Source organism: Paenibacillus sp. FSL K6-1566 (assembly GCF_038050475.1).
In the GTDB taxonomy this organism is placed as follows: Bacteria; Bacillota; Bacilli; order Paenibacillales; family Paenibacillaceae; genus Paenibacillus_AQ; species Paenibacillus_AQ lactis.
The window spans coordinates 5966838-5988913 of sequence record NZ_JBBOSR010000001.1; the positions used below are offsets into that span (position 1 = coordinate 5966838).

General features: G+C 55.9%; 18 protein-coding genes. 6 read left to right on the forward strand and 12 right to left on the reverse strand.

Features of this window, described 5'->3' with window-relative positions; genetic code table 11:
• Positions 1-9 precede the first annotated feature (9 nt).
• On the reverse strand, positions 10-2001 hold the full coding sequence (uvrB, locus tag NST08_RS26850) for an excinuclease ABC subunit UvrB (RefSeq protein WP_007132260.1): 1992 nt from the start codon (positions 1999-2001) through the stop codon (positions 10-12).
• Positions 2002-2308: 307 nt separating this feature from the next.
• Here uvrB and NST08_RS26855 point away from each other — a divergent pair, with 307 nt between their 5' ends.
• Complete coding sequence (locus NST08_RS26855) at positions 2309-3103, forward strand: flagellar motor protein (protein WP_144868663.1); 795 nt, start codon at positions 2309-2311, stop codon at positions 3101-3103.
• Complete coding sequence (locus NST08_RS26860) at positions 3087-3899, forward strand: flagellar motor protein MotB (RefSeq protein ID WP_341342484.1); 813 nt, start codon at positions 3087-3089, stop codon at positions 3897-3899. The genes NST08_RS26855 and NST08_RS26860 overlap by 17 nt, the downstream gene beginning before the upstream one ends.
• Before the next feature lie 183 nt (positions 3900-4082).
• Here NST08_RS26860 and NST08_RS26865 read toward each other — a convergent pair whose 3' ends face one another.
• Genes NST08_RS26865 through NST08_RS26875 form a run of 3 tightly spaced genes read right to left on the reverse strand, consistent with a single transcriptional unit; the run spans position 4083 to position 7408 of the window.
• Positions 4083-5246, reverse strand: coding sequence for an ABC transporter permease (locus tag NST08_RS26865; protein ID WP_341342485.1), 1164 nt, complete (start codon positions 5244-5246; stop codon positions 4083-4085).
• Positions 5239-6417 (reverse strand): ABC transporter permease, encoded by a 1179-nt coding sequence (locus NST08_RS26870; protein ID WP_341342486.1) that lies wholly within the window; start codon positions 6415-6417, stop codon positions 5239-5241. Before NST08_RS26870 ends, NST08_RS26865 begins: the two co-directional genes overlap by 8 nt.
• Positions 6418-6460: 43 nt before the next feature.
• Positions 6461-7408: an ABC transporter ATP-binding protein gene (locus NST08_RS26875; RefSeq protein WP_007132265.1), complete on the reverse strand. Its 948-nt coding sequence runs from the start codon at positions 7406-7408 to the stop codon at positions 6461-6463.
• A gap of 183 nt (positions 7409-7591) precedes the next feature.
• Here NST08_RS26875 and NST08_RS26880 point away from each other — a divergent pair, with 183 nt between their 5' ends.
• Together NST08_RS26880 and NST08_RS26885 are read left to right on the forward strand one after the other, a co-directional pair.
• The gene (locus NST08_RS26880) at positions 7592-8755 is read left to right on the forward strand and encodes a sensor histidine kinase (protein WP_007132266.1); all 1164 of its coding nucleotides are present in this window, start codon (positions 7592-7594) and stop codon (positions 8753-8755) included.
• A gap of 52 nt (positions 8756-8807) precedes the next feature.
• Positions 8808-9461 (forward strand): response regulator transcription factor, encoded by a 654-nt coding sequence (locus NST08_RS26885; RefSeq protein ID WP_341342487.1) that lies wholly within the window; start codon positions 8808-8810, stop codon positions 9459-9461.
• Between the two features lie 208 nt (positions 9462-9669).
• Here the strand turns inward: NST08_RS26885 and NST08_RS26890 are convergent, their stop codons facing one another.
• The 6 genes from NST08_RS26890 to ftsE all read right to left on the reverse strand — a co-directional run bounded on the left by NST08_RS26890 (position 9670) and on the right by ftsE (position 16801).
• Positions 9670-10746, reverse strand: coding sequence for a hypothetical protein (locus NST08_RS26890; protein WP_157462176.1), 1077 nt, complete (start codon positions 10744-10746; stop codon positions 9670-9672).
• Between the two features lie 195 nt (positions 10747-10941).
• Positions 10942-12261 (reverse strand): PDZ domain-containing protein, encoded by a 1320-nt coding sequence (locus NST08_RS26895; RefSeq protein ID WP_341342488.1) that lies wholly within the window; start codon positions 12259-12261, stop codon positions 10942-10944.
• Positions 12262-12319: 58 nt separating this feature from the next.
• Positions 12320-13789, reverse strand: a complete 1470-nt coding sequence (locus tag NST08_RS26900) for a S41 family peptidase (RefSeq protein ID WP_341342489.1) — start codon at positions 13787-13789, stop codon at positions 12320-12322.
• Positions 13790-13915: 126 nt separating this feature from the next.
• The gene (locus tag NST08_RS26905; protein WP_028405454.1) at positions 13916-15190 is read right to left on the reverse strand and encodes a murein hydrolase activator EnvC family protein; all 1275 of its coding nucleotides are present in this window, start codon (positions 15188-15190) and stop codon (positions 13916-13918) included.
• A gap of 26 nt (positions 15191-15216) precedes the next feature.
• Positions 15217-16125, reverse strand: coding sequence for a permease-like cell division protein FtsX (ftsX, locus tag NST08_RS26910; RefSeq protein WP_007132273.1), 909 nt, complete (start codon positions 16123-16125; stop codon positions 15217-15219).
• Positions 16115-16801, reverse strand: a complete 687-nt coding sequence (gene ftsE / locus NST08_RS26915) for a cell division ATP-binding protein FtsE (RefSeq protein ID WP_007132274.1) — start codon at positions 16799-16801, stop codon at positions 16115-16117. The genes ftsX and ftsE overlap by 11 nt, the downstream gene beginning before the upstream one ends.
• Positions 16802-17009: 208 nt before the next feature.
• On the opposite strand from ftsE, the gene NST08_RS26920 reads away from it, so the two are divergent.
• A complete protein-coding gene (locus NST08_RS26920; RefSeq protein ID WP_341342490.1) occupies positions 17010-18455 on the forward strand; it encodes a VanW family protein in 1446 nt (481 codons plus the stop codon).
• Between the two features lie 147 nt (positions 18456-18602).
• Here the strand turns inward: NST08_RS26920 and NST08_RS26925 are convergent, their stop codons facing one another.
• Positions 18603-19331, reverse strand: a complete 729-nt coding sequence (locus NST08_RS26925) for a polymer-forming cytoskeletal protein (RefSeq protein ID WP_028406896.1) — start codon at positions 19329-19331, stop codon at positions 18603-18605.
• A 375-nt stretch (positions 19332-19706) separates the two neighbouring features.
• Here NST08_RS26925 and NST08_RS26930 point away from each other — a divergent pair, with 375 nt between their 5' ends.
• A complete protein-coding gene (locus NST08_RS26930; protein WP_028406895.1) occupies positions 19707-20483 on the forward strand; it encodes an alpha/beta hydrolase in 777 nt (258 codons plus the stop codon).
• Positions 20484-20590: 107 nt separating this feature from the next.
• Here the strand turns inward: NST08_RS26930 and argH are convergent, their stop codons facing one another.
• Positions 20591-22006, reverse strand: coding sequence for an argininosuccinate lyase (argH, locus tag NST08_RS26935; protein ID WP_144868625.1), 1416 nt, complete (start codon positions 22004-22006; stop codon positions 20591-20593).
• Positions 22007-22076 lie beyond the last annotated feature (70 nt).

The window sequence follows — 22076 nt, forward strand, 5'->3', positions numbered from 1 at the left end:
ATAAGCTCCTTACTCGGCTTGAAGCTCCAGCAGCGCATCACGAAGCTCTGCGGCACGCTCGAACTGGAGATTCTTCGCGGCTTCCTTCATTTCGGCTTCCAGACGCTGAATCAGGCTTTGACGCTCCTTCTTCGACATCTTCTGCTTGTCGCCGGCCAAATAGTCCGCCTTGCCCTCGGCCACCTTCGTCGCTTCAATGACGTCCCGCACCTTCTTGCGGATCGTCTGCGGCGTAATGCCGTGCTTCTCGTTGTAGGCAACCTGAATGCTGCGGCGGCGCTCCGTCTCCTTGATCGCCCGATCCATCGAATCGGTGATCTTGTCTCCGTACATGATGACCTTGCCGTCCGAGTTCCGGGCAGCGCGGCCGATCGTCTGGATCAGGGACCGGTCGGAGCGGAGGAAGCCTTCCTTATCCGCGTCCAGAATCGCTACCAGGGACACCTCCGGCAGGTCAAGGCCTTCCCGGAGCAGGTTAATTCCGACCAATACGTGGAACGTCCCCAAGCGCAGGTCGCGCAGGATCTGCATCCGCTCTAGCGTCTTAATATCGGAGTGCATGTAGCGGACCTTGATGCCAATCTCCTTGAGGTAATCGGTCAAATCTTCCGCCATCTTCTTCGTAAGCGTCGTAATCAGCACACGTTCGTCACGGTCAACCCGTTCCCGGATCTCGCCGATCAGATCGTCGATCTGACCTTCCGTCGGCCGCACGTCAATGATCGGATCGAGCAGCCCGGTCGGCCGGATGATCTGCTCCACCATCGTATCGCAGTGCTCGAGCTCATAAGGCCCCGGCGTTGCGGATACATAGATAATCTGGTTGACCTTCTCCTCGAACTCCTCGAACTTCAGCGGACGGTTATCGAGCGCCGACGGCAGGCGGAACCCGTGCTCCACGAGCACTGTCTTCCTTGCGCGGTCGCCGTTGTACATGGCCCGGATCTGCGGCAGCGTCACGTGCGATTCGTCGATCACGATCAGCATGTCGTCCGGGAAATAATCGAGCAGCGTATACGGGGTTGCCCCCGGCTCCCGGAACGTCAGCGGCCCCGAATAGTTCTCGATGCCGGAGCAGAATCCGACTTCCTTCATCATCTCGATATCATAACGCGTACGCTGCTCCAGCCGCTGCGCTTCGAGCAGCTTGCCCTCAGAGCGGAGCTGCTCGAGGCGCTCCTCCAGCTCCCGCTCGATATTGATCAGTGCAACCCGCATCGTCTCTTCGCGGGTTACGAAGTGGGACGCCGGGAAGATCGCAATATGCTCGCGCTCTCCGACCAGCTCTCCCGTCAGGACGTCAATCTCCGTGATTCGCTCGATCTCGTCGCCGAACAGCTCGACGCGAACGGCATGCTCGCCCTTCGAGGCAGGAAATATCTCGATGACGTCTCCGCGGACGCGGAACGTGCCGCGCACGAAATTGATATCGTTGCGCTGGTACTGAATATCAACAAGCCGCGCCAGAATCTGATTGCGCGGCTTCTCCATGCCTACCCGGAGCGAGAGCAGCAATTCCCCGTATTCCTTCGGCGATCCCAAGCCGTAAATGCACGATACGCTCGCAACGATGATGACATCCCGCCGCTCGAACAGCGAGCTCGTGGCCGAGTGACGAAGCTTGTCGATCTCTTCGTTGATGCTGGAATCCTTCTCGATATACGTATCTGAAGAAGGGATGTACGCTTCCGGCTGATAGTAATCGTAGTAGCTGACAAAGTAATCAACCGAATTGTTCGGGAAAAACTCCTTGAATTCGCTCGCCAGCTGTGCGGCAAGCGTCTTGTTATGCGCAATGACAAGGGTCGGCCGGTTGACTCTGGCGATGGTCTGCGCGATCGTAAACGTCTTGCCGGTTCCTGTTGCACCGAGCAGGGTCTGGTGCTTCTTCCCCTGGCGCAGCCCTTCAACCAGCTGCTCGATCGCAGCCGGCTGGTCGCCTTGCGGCTGGAACTCGGACTCAATCTCAAAGGATTTGGTACTGACAACTAAATCGCTCATTGTCCATCATCACCCTTATGCTCTAAAATGTAAATCATACTAAAAGATATGTCGAAATTTCCCGATGATATAGATATTGGGAAATTAGTGGTGTCGGTTAACAGGAATAAGAATATCTGTTCCCGTCTCATTATACCCTTTACGTTTTTTTGATGCAAACAATTTCATGGAATATTCAGCAGCCCGCGATCCGGTAAATTTAGCGCGGGCAAACGTGCGCTTTTCGGTCCGTTTTAAATTGCCTTAAACGGTTTCTAGTGAGTTCAATCATGGTTCAACTATAAATAAAGGAGATGATTACAGCATTATGGATATAACAATCATTATCGGCATCCTGGCCGGACTCGCGGCCCTCATCGGAGGCTTCCTCTGGGAAGGCGGACATATCGGAGGGCTGATGCAGGGCGCGGCAGCGCTGATCGTGTTCGGCGGAACCGTGGCCGCTGTCCTCATCAGCTTCCCGCTCTCCCGTCTCCGAACCATCCCCGCCGCCCTCCGGCTGGCCTTCGGCCGCAGCGTCCGTTCACCGGGCGAGCTTATCGATTCGCTGGTCGATATGTCGGTCATTGCGCGAAGAGACGGCGTTCTGGCCTTGGAGCGCGTCTCGGACGAGCATGCCGATCCTTTTCTGAGAGAAGGGATGCAGATGGTCGTCGACGGCACCGATCCCGAAATGGTCCGCCAAATCCTTGAGCTTGAAATCCAGGCCGCCGAGCAGAAGCACGAAGGCTACGCTAAAATTTTCGAATCTGCCGGAGGCTACGCGCCCACAATGGGGATTATCGGAACCGTCATGGGATTGATCCATGTGCTCGGCAGTTTGCAGGAGCCCACGAATCTCGGCCCTTCGATTGCCGTCGCGTTCACAGCTACCTTATACGGTGTTGCGAGCGCCAATATTATCTTTTTGCCCATTGCAACGAAGATTAAAGCACGTTCCGAAGAAGAAATTGTAAATATGGAGCTCCTGCTGGAAGGCATTCTAGCCATTCAGAACGGAGAGCACCCGCTTATCGTCCGCAAGAAGCTGGCCTCCTTCGCATCGGCGGGCAGGTTAGATGGACCGGCATCAAGGGGGTTCGCCCATGAGTGGACCGAATAGACGGAGGCGGCGCTCCCGTCCGCAGGCTGGCGGCGATCAGCGCGACCGCTGGATGATCACCTATGCGGATCTGATTACTTTGCTGCTGATATTTTTTGTCGTCATGTATGGGATGAGCCGTTTGGATCCGGAAAAATATCAATTGGTCACCGAGTCGCTGCAGGCCACCTTTCAGAGCGGGGACAGTATTCTGGAGATGGGCTCCGGCATAACCGGCACGGCCGATACGGAGAACCACAAGAACCCTCCTTCCAAGGCTGAGGAAGACAGCGCCGATGATGCCGAAGACGCCGGGCCGTTAAGCGAGCGTGAGCTCGCCTTCCGCGCCCAGGAAGAGGAGCTGGCGAGCTTCATGGGACTCATTCAGCAATATGTGAAGGATAACCAGCTCGAGGACGATATTTTCATCTCGGACGAGCCCCAAGGAATCGCCATTACGTTAAGCGACCGCTTCCTGTTCGATGTCGGCCGGGCGGAATTGAAGCCGGGTGCAGCTCCCGTGCTCGGCAAGCTGGCGAGCCTGTTCAAAAATTTGGATTCCACCGTCAGCATCGAAGGCCATACGGACGATGTGCCGATCGGACGCGGCTCCATCTACAAGGATAATTGGGAGCTTTCCGGCGCACGCGCCATGTCGGTGCTTCGCTTCTTCTTAGAAAAGGAAGGGCTGAATCCAGCGGACTTCCAGTATGCAGGATATGCGGATACAAGACCGGCCGCGGACAATACCACTCCTGAAGGCCGACAGAAAAACCGCCGGGTCGAGATCACCGTGCTGCGACAGCTTCGCCAGTAGCAGGCACCGACTCTCAACGTGAGCGCGGCATTCAAATCTTGCGAGTTGCCGATAAAGCACTCCCTTTCACATCATCATCAAAGGCCAGGCCGCAGGTTGCGGTCTGGCCTTTGAATTTCTTAGCTATCACGATCGGTACTCGTCAACGAAGCTCGACAGACGAATCATTACAATTAACCGGCTCTAAGCGGCGGTTCCTGTCCCGCTCTCGCTTGGCCGCAGAACGGCAGAGCCGACGGCGAGCAAAATGACGGCCATCAAGCCGAGGACCGCGAGCGGCAGGCTGATATCAGCGAGCGTTCCGCCGGTCGCGGCGATCTCCACCGCTTCAATCGCCCACTTTTGCGGAATAAAGTTGGCGAGCTTCTGCATGAACTCCGGCATGATGGCCAGGGGCCAGAAGCAGCCGCCCAGCATGCAGCTCGGCGTGACGATCATGGAATTGATCATCGCGGCATTTTGATCGTTGCGGATGAGTCCCGCGATCGTGCTGGCAAGCCCCAGCGACACCAGCATGAAGGCCATCAGGATGAGAAAGTGCAGCATGAACGGAATGCCGTACTCGTAACGCAGCACATACCGGCTGAGCAGAAGCACGATGATTACCTGCAGCGAACCGACGACAAGGCTCCCCAGAAAGTTGCCGAGCGCGATCTCGTATGCCCGGACCGGTGCCGTATACATCCGCGACAGCGTGCGCTGCCTCCGGTCGTCCAAGATCATCGCCACGACGCTCGAGATCAGGGTCATCATGAACATAAGCGTAAATCCCGTCACATTCGACAAGCCCGGCTTGGCGTACAGATTCAGATCCGTCACCTTCGTATCCACCCGCTTCTTGGCGGATTGCTCCAGCACCCGGCTCAGCGCTTGCATGCGGCCCTCACCCGAGTCAGACATTTCCCGGGTTGCCGAGACCGATCCGTTCAGGCGCTTAACCGTAGAGTCGGCGGTCATGCGGATCATGACCGATGCTTCCGACGTTGATACTTCATACACCTTGACGCTCGGCGATCCCCCTTCCATGATTCCGTCGCTGAAGCTTCGGGGAACATAAACGCCGACCGTGCTTTTATTCTGAAGCAGCTCCTCGCGCAGCACATCCTCGGAAGCCGACTCCTTCAGCACATATTGTCCGCTGTGCTCCAGCTGCTCCATCAAGTATTGCCCTGCAGGACCTTCGTCCTCATTCACATAGGAGACAATGATACCGGCTGCCGTCGTCCTGCCCAGCAGAAACACCGTCAGCGTGACGACGACGCAGGGCACCAGGACAAAGACAATCCAGCCCCGTCTCCGCCCAAGCGTCCGTTTCACCATATTCCAGGCGATAATCAAGCTAGGCATGGTATCCCACCTTTCGGTACGTGATCATGGCAAAGGCCGACAGCACGGCCGTTATGATCGCCAGCATCCCGATGCAGGAGAGGACGAGGCCGGTCTCGCTGTCCAGCATCATCCGCAGCATGCTCTGCATCGCCCAGTGGTTGACCGTAAAGGCTGCGATCTTCTGAAAAAACTCCACCGGCAGCGGCATAAAGCCTCCGCTGACAAACGTCATGGCGATGATAAGAGCCTGCATCAAGCCCCTGGCTCCGGCCGCCGTGCGGGACACGAACGTATTGAGCGCCGCAATCGTCATGGAGGACAAGGTGAGCAGGACGCAGACCGTGATCAGCAGGAGCGGATGCCCTCCCCACTTCACGCCATAAAGCCACATCGATCCAAGCACAATGACAGCAGCTTTCACAAACGTGATCAGACTGCATCCAATGATTTTGCCGGCAAAGATCGTGCCGGGGGATACCGGTGCACTTTGCAGCCGGTACAGGGTCCGGCTCTCCCGCTCGCCCAGCAGGCTGCTGCTTGCCATCAGGCCTGAATACAGCAGAAACATGACCAGCATGGAAGCCGCATAGTATTGAGCGGCAGAATAAGACCCGCCCTTTTCGCTCAATTGTCCAACCTCCACGCTAGCTCCGCCTGGTTTCCCATCGGAAGCCGATGCTGGTACTGCCAGCGCCTGCACGCCGCCGAACACGATCGCCTCCGCCTGTTTATGATTCGCGTCCGCCATAAACGTTGTAAAGACGGTATCCGCCACGAGATTCAGATTATGGTCTCTGCCGGGAAGCAGCTCCAGCTTCACCGCTTCTCCCCGTCCCATCCGCTCGTCGAACGCTTCCGGGATCACCACCGCATAATCCAGCTCTCCCCGGCGGAGCTTTCCTACACCCTCCTCGCGATTCGATAGGATGTGCTGGATAACAATATCCTGAATTTCCGGCGCATTCACGAGTTCCTGCATGCTTGCAGGAAGCTCCCCCTGCGCTTCGGGCAATATGAAGCCCACATTCACCGGCGGCTGCTCAAATTCCTTTTCGTTTCCGAACCAGCCGGATAGCGCGTTACCTAATATAAAGATCAGTATAAGCGGCAGCAAAAATTGATTGATCAGCACCGTCCGGCTCGTAGCCATCCGCTTGAGCTCAAACCAGGCGATAATCGCAGTGTTCATGGTTTGTTTTCTCCCTTCATGTATCCGGAGACCTCCGGCCTGTTTAGTCCCGCAGCTTCCGTCCAGTCAGGCTGAGAAACAGCGTCTCCAAGTCAGGCTCCTCGCACTGCAGCGATCGGAGCGTCGTGCCGTGCTTGCCGCAAATGAACAGAATATCCTGCAGCTCCTCTTGCGCCGATGGAACATAAATCTCGAGCCGATGATCATGTTGCGTAACGCGCCCGACGCGCGGATGAAGCTTCATCTCCTGGATAAGCTCCTCCGTGATCCCATCTGCCGTGAGGATAATGCGCTCCTCTTGAGCCACCCGGGCCCGCAGCTCCTGCTGCGTACCGCAGGCGATGACATGGCCTTGGTCCATAATGGCCACCCGATCGCTGATCGCGGCAACCTCCTCCATATAATGGCTGGTATAAATGACCGTCGAGCCCATCTCATTCAACGTCCGGACAGATTCAAGGATATGGTTGCGCGACTGCGGATCGATGCCGACCGTCGGTTCATCCATGATGATGAGCTTCGGGCGATGGGTAATCGAGCAGGCGATGTTCAGCCGTCGCTTCATCCCGCCGGAAAAGGTCGACGGCCGGTCCTTGGCCCGATCCTGCAGTCCGACGAACGTCAATGCCTCCTCCACCCGTTCCTTCAGCTGCTGTCCCCGGAGTCCGTACAATTTTGCAAAAAAAGCGACGTTGTCCATCGCGGACATTTGCTCGTACAAGGCGAGATCCTGCGGAACCAATCCGATTCTTCGCTTCACCTCAAGCGGCTGATCTTCAATCGATATGCCATCGACCTTGATGCTCCCTTGATCCTTCGGCAGCAGGCCGCAGATCATGCTGATTGACGTGCTTTTGCCAGCCCCGTTCGGGCCGAGCAGTCCGAAGATTTCCCCCTCTTGCACCTCGAGATTCAGGTGATCCACCGACAGCTTGCTACCATATCGTTTCACGACATCCTTCATTTCCAGAAAGACCGCCATACGTACCATCCCCGTTTCCTTAATTCAGCTTTCTGACATTCATTGTATACAAGTTCGTCGTTTCTTTCAGGTAGAAGAAGTCACCTTATGGGGTGACCAAAGTCATCTCCTATCGCTCGAATGTCCTGTGATATAATGAAGCCACTGATGGACCGGGAGCTATAAGTTTATAAAAAAGGTTGCTGATCGCGCATGTCTTCTCCTCTCGCTTATCTTCGTTACGGCTTGATTCTCCTTCCGGCCGCGGCTGATATGTTCCTTCAGCAGCTGGATGACTACGGGGAATATATGGTGTTCGTCCTCCTGTTTCTCGCGGTGACGGTGCTGAGCCGTTTCCTGCCCACCCCGTCCGCGGCCAAGGCGGCTGCGGTGGTTGAAATCGCGTTATCCTTTTGGCTGTGCCATCAATACGGATTTATGATGGTGTTCTTGTCCGTGTCGACGATGTGCGTCTATCTGCCCCTGCTGGAGCGTTCCTGGCGGTGGTGGTTTGCGTTCGCTCACCTCGGGCTGCTGAACATCGCCATTGCCGGCTGGGATCCGCTCTTGACGACAACGGCCAATTTGGTATTTTTGTTCTTCGCGGCGGCTTTCGGCCAAATCCATCAACTGTTTGAAAAACAAGCCGATCACATCAAGCTGTACGATGAGCTCAAGCGGCTGCATTTCCAGCAGGATGAAGCGGGCAGACAGCTGCTGCAATTCGCGCACCAGGTGGAACGGGCGGCGCAAGCCGAGGAACGGAACCGGATCTCCCGCCAGCTGCATGACGATATCGGCCACCGGCTGATCCGCATCAAAATGATGATGGAGGCGGCCGTCCATACCGTCCCCCGCGATTCCGCTCGCGGCATGGAGCTGCTGCACCAGATCCGGGACCAGCTGGGCGACAGCATGGAGCAGCTGCGTTCGGCCGTTAAGCAGATGAGCCCGCACCGGCGCATGGCCGATGATTATTCCCTGGACCGGCTCCTTGCGGAGACCGGAAAGGAAACCGGCATCGAAACCGACCTTGAGCTGCAAGGAATGCCCTATCCGCTCTATCCGAGCCAGCAGGTGGTATTATATAAGAACGCCCGCGAGGCGATCACGAATGCCCTCCGTCACGGAGGCGCCACGCATGTCCGAATTTTTCTGCACTATGGGGAAGATGAGGTTCGCATGGAGGTCAGCAACAACGGCAAAGTGCCGGAGCCGGCCGATGGGCCGGACCCGGGCCAAGGCAAGCAGGGCATCGGCTTCAGCGGCATGCTGGAGCGGACCAAGGTCGTTGGCGGAACGCTTACGGTGCAGCAAAGCGCTCCGTTTACCGTGATCACCCGGCTGCCGGTTTACCGAAAGCGTGAGATCGTATAAATCGATCGCTGAAGGAACAAGCGTCCAATTAAAAGAAAAGGTAGTGCTTACCATGATTTCCGTACTGATTGTCGATGATGACCCGTTCATTCGGGAGAGCTTGAAGCTGCTCGTGGGGATGGATCCGGATATCGAAATAACCGGGGCGGCGGCTCACGGCGGGGAAGCGCTCGACTTGCTGGAAGGCGGGCTTGCGGCCGACGTCGTGCTGATGGACATCCGCATGCCGGTATGTGACGGCGTGGAAGGTACCTTGCGCATTAGGGAGAAATATCCCGACATCCGGGTGCTGATGCTGACCACGTTCGATGATGAGGATTATATTGCGGAGGCTTTGCGGAATGGGGCAAGCGGCTATCTGCTCAAGAACATCCCGCCGGACCGGATCATCCAGGGCATCAAAACCGTCCATGACGGCAATATGCTGATTCATCCCGATATCGCCCGCAAGCTGACCGGCATGCTCCGCCCTGCCGCGCAGCCCGATCCGCAGACGCCGGCCAAGCTGGAGGCGTTCGGTCTGACGCCGGCGGAGTGCAACATCGTCACCCTCATTGCTGATGGCCTGTCCAACAAAGAAATTGCCGGCCGGCTCTTCCTTAGCGAGGGCACCGTCAAGAATTACGTGACCGATATTTTGGGGAAGCTGAGTCTGCGCGACCGGACGCAGATTGCGATCTTTTATTTGAAGAAAGTTCAGAGTTAACAAATAATCGATTTAACCGTCAATAAGGCCTGCAAAGCGGAGTCCCCCCACATGGAGAGCCGCGCTTTGCAGGCCTTGGTTATGATACGGTTGGGTTTACGGACGGTTTACGGTTTGCGGTTAGCGGATTACAGTTACAGGCTACGGTTAGAGGTTACGATTACGGGTTACGGGTTCCATTTACGGTTTGGTTACGCGACTCTATGCTTCAGCGCTGCTCGGAAGCTCTCAGATTGAACCAGCGCTGCAGCTCCTTCACCGATTCGGTACGAAAGAGCAGGTCATCACGGTCGAACACGAGATAGGCCGGCAATCTATCCAGCCCGAGCTCCAGCTTATAATCGACAGCATCTCCCTCACGGTATTCGATGGCGGAATAACCGCCAAATAAAGCTCCAGGCACTTGTGCCGCAAGCTCATCCCATTGCTGGCTTGCGTCACTTCCCGCTTGATCCATCAGAACCGTATGGATTCCGCCCGGCCCTTGGGCAATCAACCTCCTGAGCTTTTCCTTCCTAGCCTGCTCCAGCCTTGTGATCTTATCTGCCCGTAAAGGCTGTTGGCTGCCATCTCGGTCATACCGGTAGCTTCCTCCCGCCGGCACAACATTCAGTTTATCTCCAGTCTTGATGGAGGACAGCTCCAGCTTTCTCTCCTGCTCGTCAAGAAGCTCTGTCTCCTCATCAATGCTCATCCCTATCACGTGCCCGATGTCATCAATAGCACCCTTCTTATCCCGGTTCACCCAAGCCGAAACGTCCAGCTCGATCCGCCTTGCATTGACGTCCAGTGAACGCACCGTACCCGTTATGACATCATCCAGAAAATTAAAATGGAACCGTCCTTCCGGTTCCTGTACAATATCCACGGTTTGTGCCAGGCGAACGGGGGGACGCATATCCAGCTGCTCGTTCGTCGATACCGCCTTTACGCGCTGACCGCGCCGGATGAGATCAAACTGCTCCCGGCTTACCTCATACCACGCTCCATTTGAAGCTACCGCCAGCCGCTCCAGATCGCGCTGCCTGCCGTTCACTGCCGTCTGTTCATTGACCTCACGAAGGATCAGAACTCGGTATTTGATCTTATTCGTGCCCAAGATCGTACTTTTTCCGGCTACCAGCCCTTCATACACGACCGCTTCCTCGGGCCCTGCCGCAGTTTCGGAATCTCTCGTGTCTGCATGGCTCGCGGCAACCCCCGTTGCCGGACCCTGTGGGGCTTCGTGCGCCGGCTTCGGCTGGGAAGATGATCCTCCCGACTCGCATCCAATGATCGATAACACCCCTGCGACGACAACGGTTCAGATCACAGCTGCCTTAGATAATGAAGCCACTTCATTCCCCCCTCTACGCCATCACTGGCTATTTGTGGATACAGACGTACATGACTTCCATTAGGTTGCAAGTGAATTGAAGGACAGCCTGAAATGAAATAAAAAAACGATGCTTGTCTCTTCGACAAGCACCGTCATTTGCATTTATGAATCAAATCCCGCTTCTTCCGATCGGAGAGCCTTCTCGCCCGCCGGATCCTTGCGAAACTTTTGGACATGCAGCTTGTTCGCCAGCAGCGTAATAAGACTTACCGGCTTCAATCGGGCGGCAATGCCATCGCGCGGATCCGGGGCTACGATCGCTCCCAGCTGATGATGGTCCCCGGCATAAATGGCGCGCTGCAAAAACTTGCTTTCGCCCTGATGGTTCTGAACCTCCAGCTTGCAAAAAGCCGGGTTTTGCCGGAGAGCGCCGTGAAGCTGCTCCTTGCTGTGGACAAGGGTACCGTTCACCTTCAGAATCGTCTCGCCCGGCTGAATGCCGAGCTCATGGGCCGGGCTATCCGGCAGAACAGCCAGCACCCGTAATCCGCGAACGGGATGCACAAATACGGGACTGCGCTGCTGCTCTTCATACCGGCTGTACCATACCAAGCCTTCATGCAGCAGCAGAGCGGCCAATGCCGCAATCAGGGTCAACGGCGACCACCATTCGGCAAGCATGCTCAGTGCGAGCACGACCGCGGCGTAAATGATCAGCCGCTTGGAGGTGATCGCCGCCTTCTCCTTGGGCAGCATGCTCTGCGTCATCTCGCCGAAGCCGATGACGACCGGCAGCGCCATCATCATAAATCCGCCGCTCCACGCATCCCCGCCAAAGAACGGCGTCCACGGAAGCACGGCCCCTCCGCCGGCGGCAGGTACAATCATGAACAACGGTAGCGGCCAGAAGCTCTGCATATGATAGCCGCCGACCAGCTTGCCCCGCTTCCCTTCCAGGAACAGCGGCGTCGCAAAGCTTGACCCCTGCAGCTTGACCAGAACGGCTTCGGCGAAATGCAGCACGGCAGCCAGCGCCAGCAGGGCCGGAATATCCAGGCTGCGGATGGTGGACAGCACCGTATGGCCCCATCCCTCCGCTGCCAGATTCGGAAACCAGCTCAACACGAACTGGAGGATGCCAAGCAGTCCGATGGAATAAGCAAAGCACAAATACCGGATATGAAACAGCATCAAGATCAATGAGGTGACCCAGATGCAGATAATCGCCCCCAGGCTTAGGCTTACCCCCAGGAAAGCGACTGCGACAGACACCGCAAGCCCTGCCAGCAATCCGCCGAGAAATGTCCGCCAGGTTTGCAATCCCCAGGAATGCAAGCGTACATGAAACAGCTTACGCTCCAGGAGTACCTGCCTCCGGTAGAGCAGCATTACGAATAGGATCGAAATATAATAAAAGGGCTGCGTCAGAAGTTGCAAGCCTGCATCCATCCCACGCATCAGCAGTTGTACCAGCGTTTCCAACAGCCAGCCACGCTCCTTTCTCGAATCAAAGAAAAAAGAAGGCTAAGTTGCAGCCTTCTTATGGTTTCGACGCTCTTGCCGCGATTTCCTTCCGAACTTCGGAAAGTCCGCGATTCAGTTGATTATCCACTTTCGGATCCTGAATCTTCTCGATCAGTGCTGCCTCCAGGCTTTCCGCCGTCGCACTGTTAAGGACGCCGTCGGATTTCAGCTTATGCTTGCTCTGGAAGCTCTTGACCGCCTTCTCTGTCGCCCGGTCGAAATATCCGTCGGTGCGACCCGGATCAAAGCCGAGCGCCTCCAGCATAATTTGGGCATTCTTGACGTCGCTGCTGTTCGCGTCATACTTGTAGGTCTTCTTCTTGTCAATCGGGGCGACCGTAAAGTATTCCGGCTGGTCTACTTTAATATCCGGTTCAATCCCCTTCTCATGAATCCAGGTGCCGTTCGGCGTGAGCCACTTCGCAATGGTGACCTTCAACAGGCTGCCGTCGCCAAGCTGCTTCTCGAAGCTGGTCTGAACGGTCCCTTTGCCGAAGGAATGCTCGCCGACCAAGGTCGCACCTGCCGATTCCTGAAGCGCTCCGGCCAAAATTTCAGATGCACTTGCGCTGCCCTTGTTCATCAGAACGGTGATCGGATAAGGCTTCGCCTGCCCGTTCGACACATGCTTTTCCCGTTTCTTGTCTTTGTCTTCAACTTGGACGATCAGCTTGCCTTTCGGCACAAAATTCTCGGTGATCCCGATGACCTCGGACAGAACGCCGCCCGGATTGTTCCGCACATCGATCACGAGGCCCTTCATGCCCTGCTTCTCCAGCTTCTCAAGCTCCTCCGTAAAGCGTTCACCGGTATTTGATGAGAATTGGGTAATCTCGATAATGCCGATGCCGTCCTTCTCCATCCGTGCGGTCACCGTCTCCAGGCTAACATCATCCCGAACAATGACAAGCTCGATCGGCTCATCGGAGCCTGCGCGCTTAATCTTCAGTACGGCTTTGGAGCCTTTCGGACCGCGGATTTTGGCTACCGCCGCGTTCAGGTCGAGGCCCTGCAGCGATTCGCCGTTCACGGACAATATGGTGTCCTTCGCCCGAATGCCTGCTTTATCTGCCGGGGATCCCTTGATCGGCGATACGACGACGACATTGCCGTCCTGCGAGGATACTTCAGCGCCGATCCCGCTAAAGGATCCTGCGATGCTCTCCGTGAATTGCTTCGCGGATTCCTCGCCCATATAGTTGGAATACGGATCGCCAAGGGCTTCCATCATTCCGTTAATCGCCCCGTCAACCAGCTTCGACCGGTCGACGTCCTTATAATAATTGTCTTCGATCAGGTCCAGCGCCGTGCCGAGCTTCCTGGCCTCCGTGTCATCAAGCCCGCTGCGGTTCGAAATGCTCGCCAGAAGACCTTCACCGTTTCCGGCCTGCTGCGCAGCCGGCAGCTGGGTCAATGCCATGGTTATGAGTACACCGCACAGCATAGCGGCAACCATTAGAAAGACAACCGTTCGTTTTTTCAGCATGTACTTCACCGCCTTTGTACATTTCAACTGCTCTTTCGGGAATCCCGTCCACCTAGTATATGATAGGCTTACCGGGAATATTTATACAGCGGTACGAAGCATGTGTGGCGCAGATGCGCCCTGCCGTTACAGGTAAGGCCCAGGATTAACAGGCGATCCGTTAACCCGTACTTCGAAGTGAAGATGCGGTCCGGTACTTTGACCGGTCGAACCGACCTCGGCAATCTTCTGGCCTCTGGACACCTTGTCGCCCTCACTCACCATGATGCCGCCGTTGCGGATATGTCCGTACAAGGTCCATACGCCGCCCCCATGATCAACAATAACACAGTTTCCGTAACCGCTCCACCATTCGGCCAGAATGACGGTGCCGCTCTCGGCTGCCCGGATCTCCGTTCCTTGCGGAGCAGCAAAATCTTGGCCGGTATGCATTTTGCCGACCTCGCCCGTTACCGGATGCACCCGCGGACCATAGCCCGATGAGAGTCTTGCCCCCGATACCGGAAGCGCAAACGGACCTCCGTTGCCGGTAAATCCGCCTCCCTTGCTTCCGCCAAGCTTGGTCGCCTTCGCCCGTTTCGCCGCCGCGGCGGCTGCCGCTTTCGCAGCAGCTGCTCTGCGAGCAGCCTCTTCAGCCGCGAGCTTGTTCTTCTCTTTCTGCAGATCCGAGCGTTTGCTGGCCAAGGCCACCAGCATCTGGTCCTGCTCCTTGGTCAAAATCTCCGCGTCCTCGATCTCTTGATCATATTGGGCGAGAAGCACGCGCTTCTCCTTTTCCTTCTCATTCAGGAGGCTCTTGCGGTCTTCCATCTGTGCGTACAGATCTTTCGCCGTCGCATACTGGGTCTCGAGCTGTTTCTTCTTCTCGATGACAAGGAGCTTGTCCTGTTTATGCTGCACGAGCAAATCCTGGTCCTGATTGACGATCGTCTTTAAAGAATCCGCCCGCTCCAGGAAATCGCTGAAGCTTGTGGAGGAGAGCAGCACATCAAGATAGGAAGGCTGCCCGTCCATATAGATCAGACGAATGCGGGATTCCAGCAGCTTCTCGCGGGAAGCGATGCGCTCCTCGGCCGCTTCAAGCTCCTTCGTCGTCGTTCTCAGATTATCCTCGGTTTCCTCGATCTTCATCGATATCTTCATCAGCTCGTTGCTGACGATGCTGATTTGTTCCATGACATATTTCAGGTTTTTGGTCGTCTTTTTCTTATAATGCTGCGCTTCCTTCTTCTCCTCGGCAGCCTTGCTCTTCTGGGCTCTGGCCTCGCGGACCTGCTCCTGCAGCACTTTCAGCTCACGGTCGACGTCGGCTGCGGTCTTCTTCTCAGCTTGTCCGTCAGAGGGTTGGATCATAACAGAGGCCAATAATAAGGCTGCTACTCCAGCGGCGATTTTCTTCAACGTTCGCTCCCCATCCTTTACCTGGTTTAGACTTTCAAAAACTTACGGATCGACATGGTGCTGCCCCAGACTCCGATCGCAACGCCGAGCACAATGATGATTCCGCCGAGCCACAACCACAGGTCTCCAAGCGGGATCAGGCTCTTGGCAAGCGTCATATCGGTCTGAGCGGCCGCATACAAGCGTCCGTATCCGACAAACAACAGGGTCACCGTGACAATCGAGCCGACGAGGCCGATCAATGCCCCCTCGACGAAAAACGGCCAGCGAATGAAGCTGTTGGTCGCACCGACCAGCTTCATAATGCCGATCTCACGTCTGCGGGCCAGAATGGTAACACGGATCGTATTCGAAATCAGGAACATCGACATCAGTCCCAGTCCGGCGACGAATATGAAGCCGATATTCCGGACCGTCCGCGTGATTTTGAACAGCGTTTCCACCGTTCCTTCGCCGTACTTGACGCGCATGATCGGCTCCTCCGCGTACTTCTCGTTCAAAGCGCTAATCTTGTCGGCGACGAAGCCGACGGTCGTAGGCTCGATGACGGATACCTCAAACGCATCCGGCAGCGGGTTCTGGTCCTCTTCGCTGAAGCCCTCCAGCCATTCCGAGCCGAGGCTCTCCTCCAGCTCCTTCATCCCGTCTTCCTTGGATACGAATTTAATCGAGCTGACCTCCGGCATCGTCTCGATCTCGCTGCGGATCTTCTCCCGAAGCGCCTCGTCGACATTCAGATTCAAGTAGGTGTTGATCTGCACATTACTATCTGCTTTATCGGCTAACGCGTTTACGTTCATTACAAGCAGCATGAACACACCCAATATAAATAACGACACCACGATGGAAGTTACCGATGCGACAGACATCCAGCCGTTGCGAAATATACTCTTCGCCCCTTCCCGCAGGTGCCGCAAGAAGGTTCTAAAACTCATACCCGTATTCTCCTCTCAGCTGGTCGCGCACGATCTGTCCGCGCTCGATGGCTAGTACGCGTTTGCGCATGGTGTTGACGATTTCCTTGTTATGGGTGGCCATGACAATCGTTGTGCCGCGAAAATTGATCTCGTCCAGCAGCTGCATGATTTCCCAAGATGTCTCCGGATCCAGGTTCCCGGTAGGCTCGTCCGCAATAATGACCGACGGATTGTTCACGATCGCCCGCGCGATTGCAATCCGCTGCTGCTCGCCGCCGGATAGCTGGGAAGGCTCGCGGTTCGCCTTGGCCTTCAGCCCGACAAGCTCCAGCACTTCCATCACCCGTTTCTTGATGATTCGCTGCGGCGCCTCGATGACTTCCATGGCAAAAGCTACATTTTCGTAAGCTGTCAGCTTTGGCAGCAGGCGGTAGTCCTGGAAAACCACCCCGATATTGCGCCGAACATAGGGGATTTTGCGCTGCTTCAGCTTCCCGATATTGAATCCGTTCACGGAAATTTGCCCCTTGGTAGGCACTTCTTCTCTATAAATAAGCTTCATAAACGTCGACTTTCCCGCACCGGACGGTCCGACGACATAGACAAATTCATTCCGGTTGATCTTAACCGACACGCCTTGCAGCGCATGAGCGCCGTTCGGGTAAGTCTTCCAAACGTCTTGCATTTCAATCACTAAGAATCACTTCCCAATCCATAATTAGCCTTTATAATTTCGACAGCTTCCATTGAATTCCTTTAAAATTCCTGAAAAATCCTCACAACACCACCTATTGTAACAAATTTGTTACCTTTTGAGTACCCGAAAGTTTATCCCCATCGTGACATATACATGAACAAGCGCATGAACGTCGGCCAATACGAAGTTAAGAGGGTGGTTTTGCATGAAAAAAATTCATCTTGGTCTCATCATTGTCAGCAGTTTGGTGCTGGTCCTCTCCGTAGGATTCGGCATGCTGACCCTGTACGTCAATCAGAAGGAGCTTCCTGAAGGGGTTGTCGTGTCCGGATGGGATGTCGGCGGCAGGCCCGCCGATGAGGTGCTGGCCGAGCTCGATCAGCGGCTGGCTGCCCTGGCCGGCACGAAGGTCAAGCTGCAGGCGGCCATGCTGAAGGGGAAGACGGAGACGTTTACGCTGAAGGAGGCTGGAGTTCGATATGATGCGGAATCGTTCCGGGAGGCTGTAAGCAAGCTCCAGGACAACTCCGGCACCTTATGGGAACAGATGTGGTTCAGGCGAAACTTTCCGTCAGAATGGGAAATTTCCGCCGCGTGGAACCGGGACCTGCTGAAGAAGCGGCTTAATGAGGAATGGGAGAAGGAGCGATTCGGAGAGCCCGTCAATGCCGTGCGGAGCATCTCCGAGGATGACATCGTCAGATACATGCCGGAGAAGACGGCTTACCGCATCGATTGGGCCATGTTGTATGATCGGCTGGGGGCAGCGCTGCCCAGCGACCTGTCGGCGGCCGGGAAGCAGGCGGGCACCGAGCTGGTCCTGGAATTGCCTTTAAACCTTGAGAAGCCCCCCGTGACGCTAGAGTCGCTTCAGGCGGAAGGCATAGCGCGCAAGATCGTCGAGTTCTCAACAAGCCTTGGAGCCAGCGGGCCCGGAAGGGTCCATAACGTAACGGCGGCGGCCAAGGCGGTAGACGGCATGATCTTGAAGCCGGGCGATGAATTCAATTATGCGCACGTCATCGATACCGCCAAGAAGGAATTCGGCTTCAAGGAAGCGCCTGTTATCGTAAACGGCAAGCTCGTGCCGGGAATCGGCGGCGGCATCTGCCAAGTATCAAGCACGGTGTATCACGCCGCCCTCATGATCGGGCTTGACATCACCGAGCGCCGGAATCACTCTCTGCCGGTCAGCTATATGCCTAAGGGGCAGGATGCCACTTTTGCCGAAGGGGCGATTAACTTCCGCTTCCGCAATAACACCGGGAAGCATCTGCTCATTCTCTCGGAAGTATCGGACGATGCGCTGACGGTCAAAATGTTCGGAACCTTTCCCGAAGATACCGTTTATGAACTGGAATCCTCCACGATCGAAACGCTGCCATCGCCGGAAAAGATCATTCACAACAAAGCGCTGCCGCCAGGCTTCAAGCAGGTCATTCAGCAGGGCAAGCCCGGTTATGTGGTCGAAACATACCGGACCAAAAAGGTGAACGGCAAGCTTGTGGAACGCGTTAAAATATCCACGGATACGTACCGAGCGCAAGACAGCATCGTTGCCATCAATCCGACCCATGACGGCGGGATGCCTATACCTAACGAAACGCCTAAGGAAGAGGTGGTGGAGGACGGAATTACGGCCGCGCCTTAACGTGCTGGACTAACTTCATGCGATATGCGGGACTCTTCTGTACATGCGGGGGATTATGGACATGAAAAAAGAACTGCCCATAGTAGAAAAATCTACTAAGGGGCAGTTCCCTAGCGCGTATGATTTCAGCATGCCCGTCTTGCCGGCTTAAAATCTGTGCGCCGTCCCGATCTCCGCCTCGGGATCCCGGCTCAGCTCATCCCGGAACTCGACCTGCCGCACCTTGCATCCCTTGCCGAGAATAACCCGGTTACCGCGAACCATATCGGCTTCAACGTATTCCAAATCCAGAACGTCTCCCTCAATTACCCGGGCCTCCAGCCTTGGCCCGCTTAAGGAGAACGACAGCATCTCCCACAGCCGCTTGCCCTTCCGGCGCACCGTTATCCGGTCGCCGATGACCTCCAGGGCCTTGCAGCGTCCGAATAGACGGATATCTCCGTTACCAAGATGCAGCCGGCCGCTGATGTTAAAGCTTCCTCTAAGCTCCGCCCATTCGCTCCGAACATCGCCATGTCCGCGGAGATTGCCGCTTAACGTGAGCCGTTCGGATTCCGAATCGCCATGAATGCTGCAGTGCCCCCCGATCTCGATGAAACGGCTGCGCAGCTGATCCTTCAGGTTCAAGTTGCCGGCCACATTTAGGCTTTCCGCCTCAACGGCCCCATGGACGGTGCCGGATCCGTTCACGCGAAGCTTCTGCGTCATCAAGGATCCGTTCACGCTCATATTCCCGTTCGCAACCAAGTCGACGCATTCGATATCGCCGTTGATTTGGCCCGAGCCGTCGATGCGAACTTTGCCGTACCGGCCGCCCGTTGCATTCCCGGTACCGGCAATTTTCAGATCGGACAGCTTCTCTTCATAGGGTATCATGGTAGTCCTCCTCCAATATATTACATAGGGTGAAATCACCTTATATAGTCGTTATAGTCGGTTATTATAAGTCGTCGAATCGTATCCTCATTCTATCGTTACATTAAGAATTCCACCCTTGTCGGCGGAATCCTCTGCCGGATCACTAAAGGAGCATCAGCTCTACGCTGGTGAGCTCCGTTCTCTTAGTAGATTATCACAACAGCATCCCTCGCTAAACCGCCTGATGGCTGAATCTTTCCTCGGTCTTGAGACCGAGGCGTTAAAAAGAATGGTCGGGAAATTTTACAGCTGCAGCCTGCTAAATTATGATATGATCCCATATGTAAACGCATTAGCTATTTCTGATCCTGATGATGAAAGGGGATACATACCATGGCTTTGATTCAATGTCATTTCTTCTCCGAAGTGCTTGGGCTCAGCACGTCCATGACCGTCATCTTGCCGCAGCAGACCTCCGCACAGATCGGCATGACCAATACGGCAGGCAGCGGCCTGCATCCAACGCTGTACCTTCTGCACGGCTTGTCCGATGACGATTCGATCTGGCTCCGCCGCACCTCTATTGAGCGCTATGTGGCCTCCATGGGATTAGCGGTCGTCATGCCGCAGGTACACCGCAGCTTCTATACCGACATGGAGCACGGCGGCAAATACTGGACCTTCATCAGCGAGGAGCTGCCGGCTCTCGCCCGCTCCTTCTTCCCGCTCTCCCATGCCAGGGAGGATAATTTTGTCGCCGGCCTGTCGATGGGCGGTTACGGTGCGTTCAAGCTCGGACTGCGCTGCCCGCAAACGTTCGCGGCGGCTGCAAGCCTGTCCGGTGCGCTTGATATGGTGAGCCGGATCGGCCCTGCCGAAGACCGGCATTATGACAACAGGCTCATCTACGGGGACCGCGACATTTCCGGAACGGACGACGACTTGCTGCATTTGGTGCGCAAGGTGGACGCCAGCGATGGACCGAAGCCGATGCTGTACCAGTGCTGCGGAACCGAGGACTTCCTGTATGAGGATAACCAGTCCTTCCGCCAGGTCTGCGAGCAGACCTCGTTGGACTACACCTATCAGGAAGGACCGGGCGGTCATGATTGGGGCTACTGGGACACCCATATTCAAGATGTGTTAAAGTGGCTCCCTCTGAAAAAGTAAACCCAAGTAAAAAAATGCACTCTTAAGCGAGGGCCCCTGCGGCTGCAGCCGGCGCTTTCGCTCCATGAGTGCATTTTTTCATTATTGCATGTATTCAGCTGATGGGATTACTCCACATTGCCTTGCCGAAGGGCAAGCCACTCCTCGGTCGCCTGCAGCAGCTTCACGCTGCGCTCGATCGCATCCTTCACCTGAGCGGTTGCCGTGCCGCCGTATACGTTCCGGGCGTTAACCACCGTCTCCGGCTGCAGAACGCCGTAAATGCTGTCATCGAACAGCTCCGAGAACTGACGGAATTCCTCCAGCGTCAAGTCCAGCAAATATTTGTTATTCTGGATGCAGTACAGCACCGTTTTGCCGATAACCTCATGCGCCTGCCGGAACGGCAGTCCCTTGCCGACCAAGAAATCCGCAATATCCGTTGCATTCGAGAAGTCCGTATTCACCGCTTCGCGCATGCGCCCCTTGTTGACCTTCATCGTGGCAATCATCGGCGCGAACAGCTGCAGCGCTCCTTCCAGCGTGGCTACCGTATCGAACATGCCTTCCTTGTCCTCCTGCATGTCCTTGTTGTAAGCAAGCGGAAGCGACTTCAGCACGGTAAGCAGGCCCATCAGATTGCCGTATACGCGTCCGGTTTTGCCGCGAACCAGCTCCGGCACGTCCGGATTTTTCTTCTGCGGCATGATGCTGCTGCCGGTGCAGAATGCATCGTCAAGCTCAATGAAATTGAACTCCGTGCTGCTCCACAGCACCAGCTCTTCGCTTAGGCGGGACAGATGCATCATGATGATCGAGGCGTCCGCCAAAAATTCGAGAATGAAGTCGCGATCGCTGACCGCATCCAAGCTGTTCTCGTACACGCCGTCGAAGCCGAGCTGCTCGGCGACATAGTGGCGGTCGATCGGGAACGTCGTACCGGCAAGCGCTCCGGCGCCCAGCGGCAAGATATTGATCCGTTTGTAGCTGTCGATCAACCGGTCGATATCGCGCTGGAACATCGACACGTACGCCATCAGATGATGGGCGAACAGAATCGGCTGCGCCCGCTGCAGATGCGTATATCCCGGAATGATCGTATCCAGATTGTCCTTGGCCTGTCCGATCAGCGCCGTCTGCAGCTCATGCAGCATGCCGGTCAGCGCAACGACACGGTTGCGCAGGTACAGATGCATATCGGTCGCTACCTGGTCGTTCCGGCTTCGTCCGGTATGGAGTTTCCCCCCGACCGGCCCGACTTCCTCAATGAGATTTTTCTCGATATTCATATGAATGTCCTCGTCCGAAACCGAGAACTCGATGCTTCCTTCGCGGATGCGCTCAAGCACTTTATTCAAGCCCGCTTTGATCGTCTCCACATCCTCGGCCGGCACGATGCCGCACTTGCCCAGCATGGATACATGCGCCAGACTGCCCTGGATGTCCTCCTCCGCCAGCTGCTTGTCAAAACCGATGGAAGCCGTGTACTCCTCCACCAGCGCGTTGGTCTGCTTCGTAAAACGTCCGCCCCATAACTTGCTCACAACACTTGCCCCTCTCTGTTTGAAGGCAGAGGGCCGCTTCCCGCCGGGGATGGCAGCAAGAGCACCTGCT

Coding starts and splice junctions, on each gene's coding strand:
- NST08_RS26880 (WP_007132266.1), top strand. CDS start 7,592: ATGTCTTCTCCTCTCGCTTATCTTCGTTACGGCTTGATTCTCCTTCCG.
- NST08_RS26925 (WP_028406896.1), bottom strand. CDS start 19,331: ATGATACCCTATGAAGAGAAGCTGTCCGATCTGAAAATTGCCGGTACC.
- NST08_RS26870 (WP_341342486.1), bottom strand. CDS start 6,417: ATGAACACTGCGATTATCGCCTGGTTTGAGCTCAAGCGGATGGCTACG.
- NST08_RS26930 (WP_028406895.1), top strand. CDS start 19,707: ATGGCTTTGATTCAATGTCATTTCTTCTCCGAAGTGCTTGGGCTCAGC.
- NST08_RS26860 (WP_341342484.1), top strand. CDS start 3,087: ATGAGTGGACCGAATAGACGGAGGCGGCGCTCCCGTCCGCAGGCTGGC.
- NST08_RS26900 (WP_341342489.1), bottom strand. CDS start 13,789: ATGCTGAAAAAACGAACGGTTGTCTTTCTAATGGTTGCCGCTATGCTG.
- NST08_RS26920 (WP_341342490.1), top strand. CDS start 17,010: ATGAAAAAAATTCATCTTGGTCTCATCATTGTCAGCAGTTTGGTGCTG.
- NST08_RS26855 (WP_144868663.1), top strand. CDS start 2,309: ATGGATATAACAATCATTATCGGCATCCTGGCCGGACTCGCGGCCCTC.
- NST08_RS26865 (WP_341342485.1), bottom strand. CDS start 5,246: ATGCCTAGCTTGATTATCGCCTGGAATATGGTGAAACGGACGCTTGGG.
- uvrB (WP_007132260.1), bottom strand. CDS start 2,001: ATGAGCGATTTAGTTGTCAGTACCAAATCCTTTGAGATTGAGTCCGAG.
- NST08_RS26875 (WP_007132265.1), bottom strand. CDS start 7,408: ATGGTACGTATGGCGGTCTTTCTGGAAATGAAGGATGTCGTGAAACGA.
- NST08_RS26885 (WP_341342487.1), top strand. CDS start 8,808: ATGATTTCCGTACTGATTGTCGATGATGACCCGTTCATTCGGGAGAGC.
- ftsX (WP_007132273.1), bottom strand. CDS start 16,125: ATGAGTTTTAGAACCTTCTTGCGGCACCTGCGGGAAGGGGCGAAGAGT.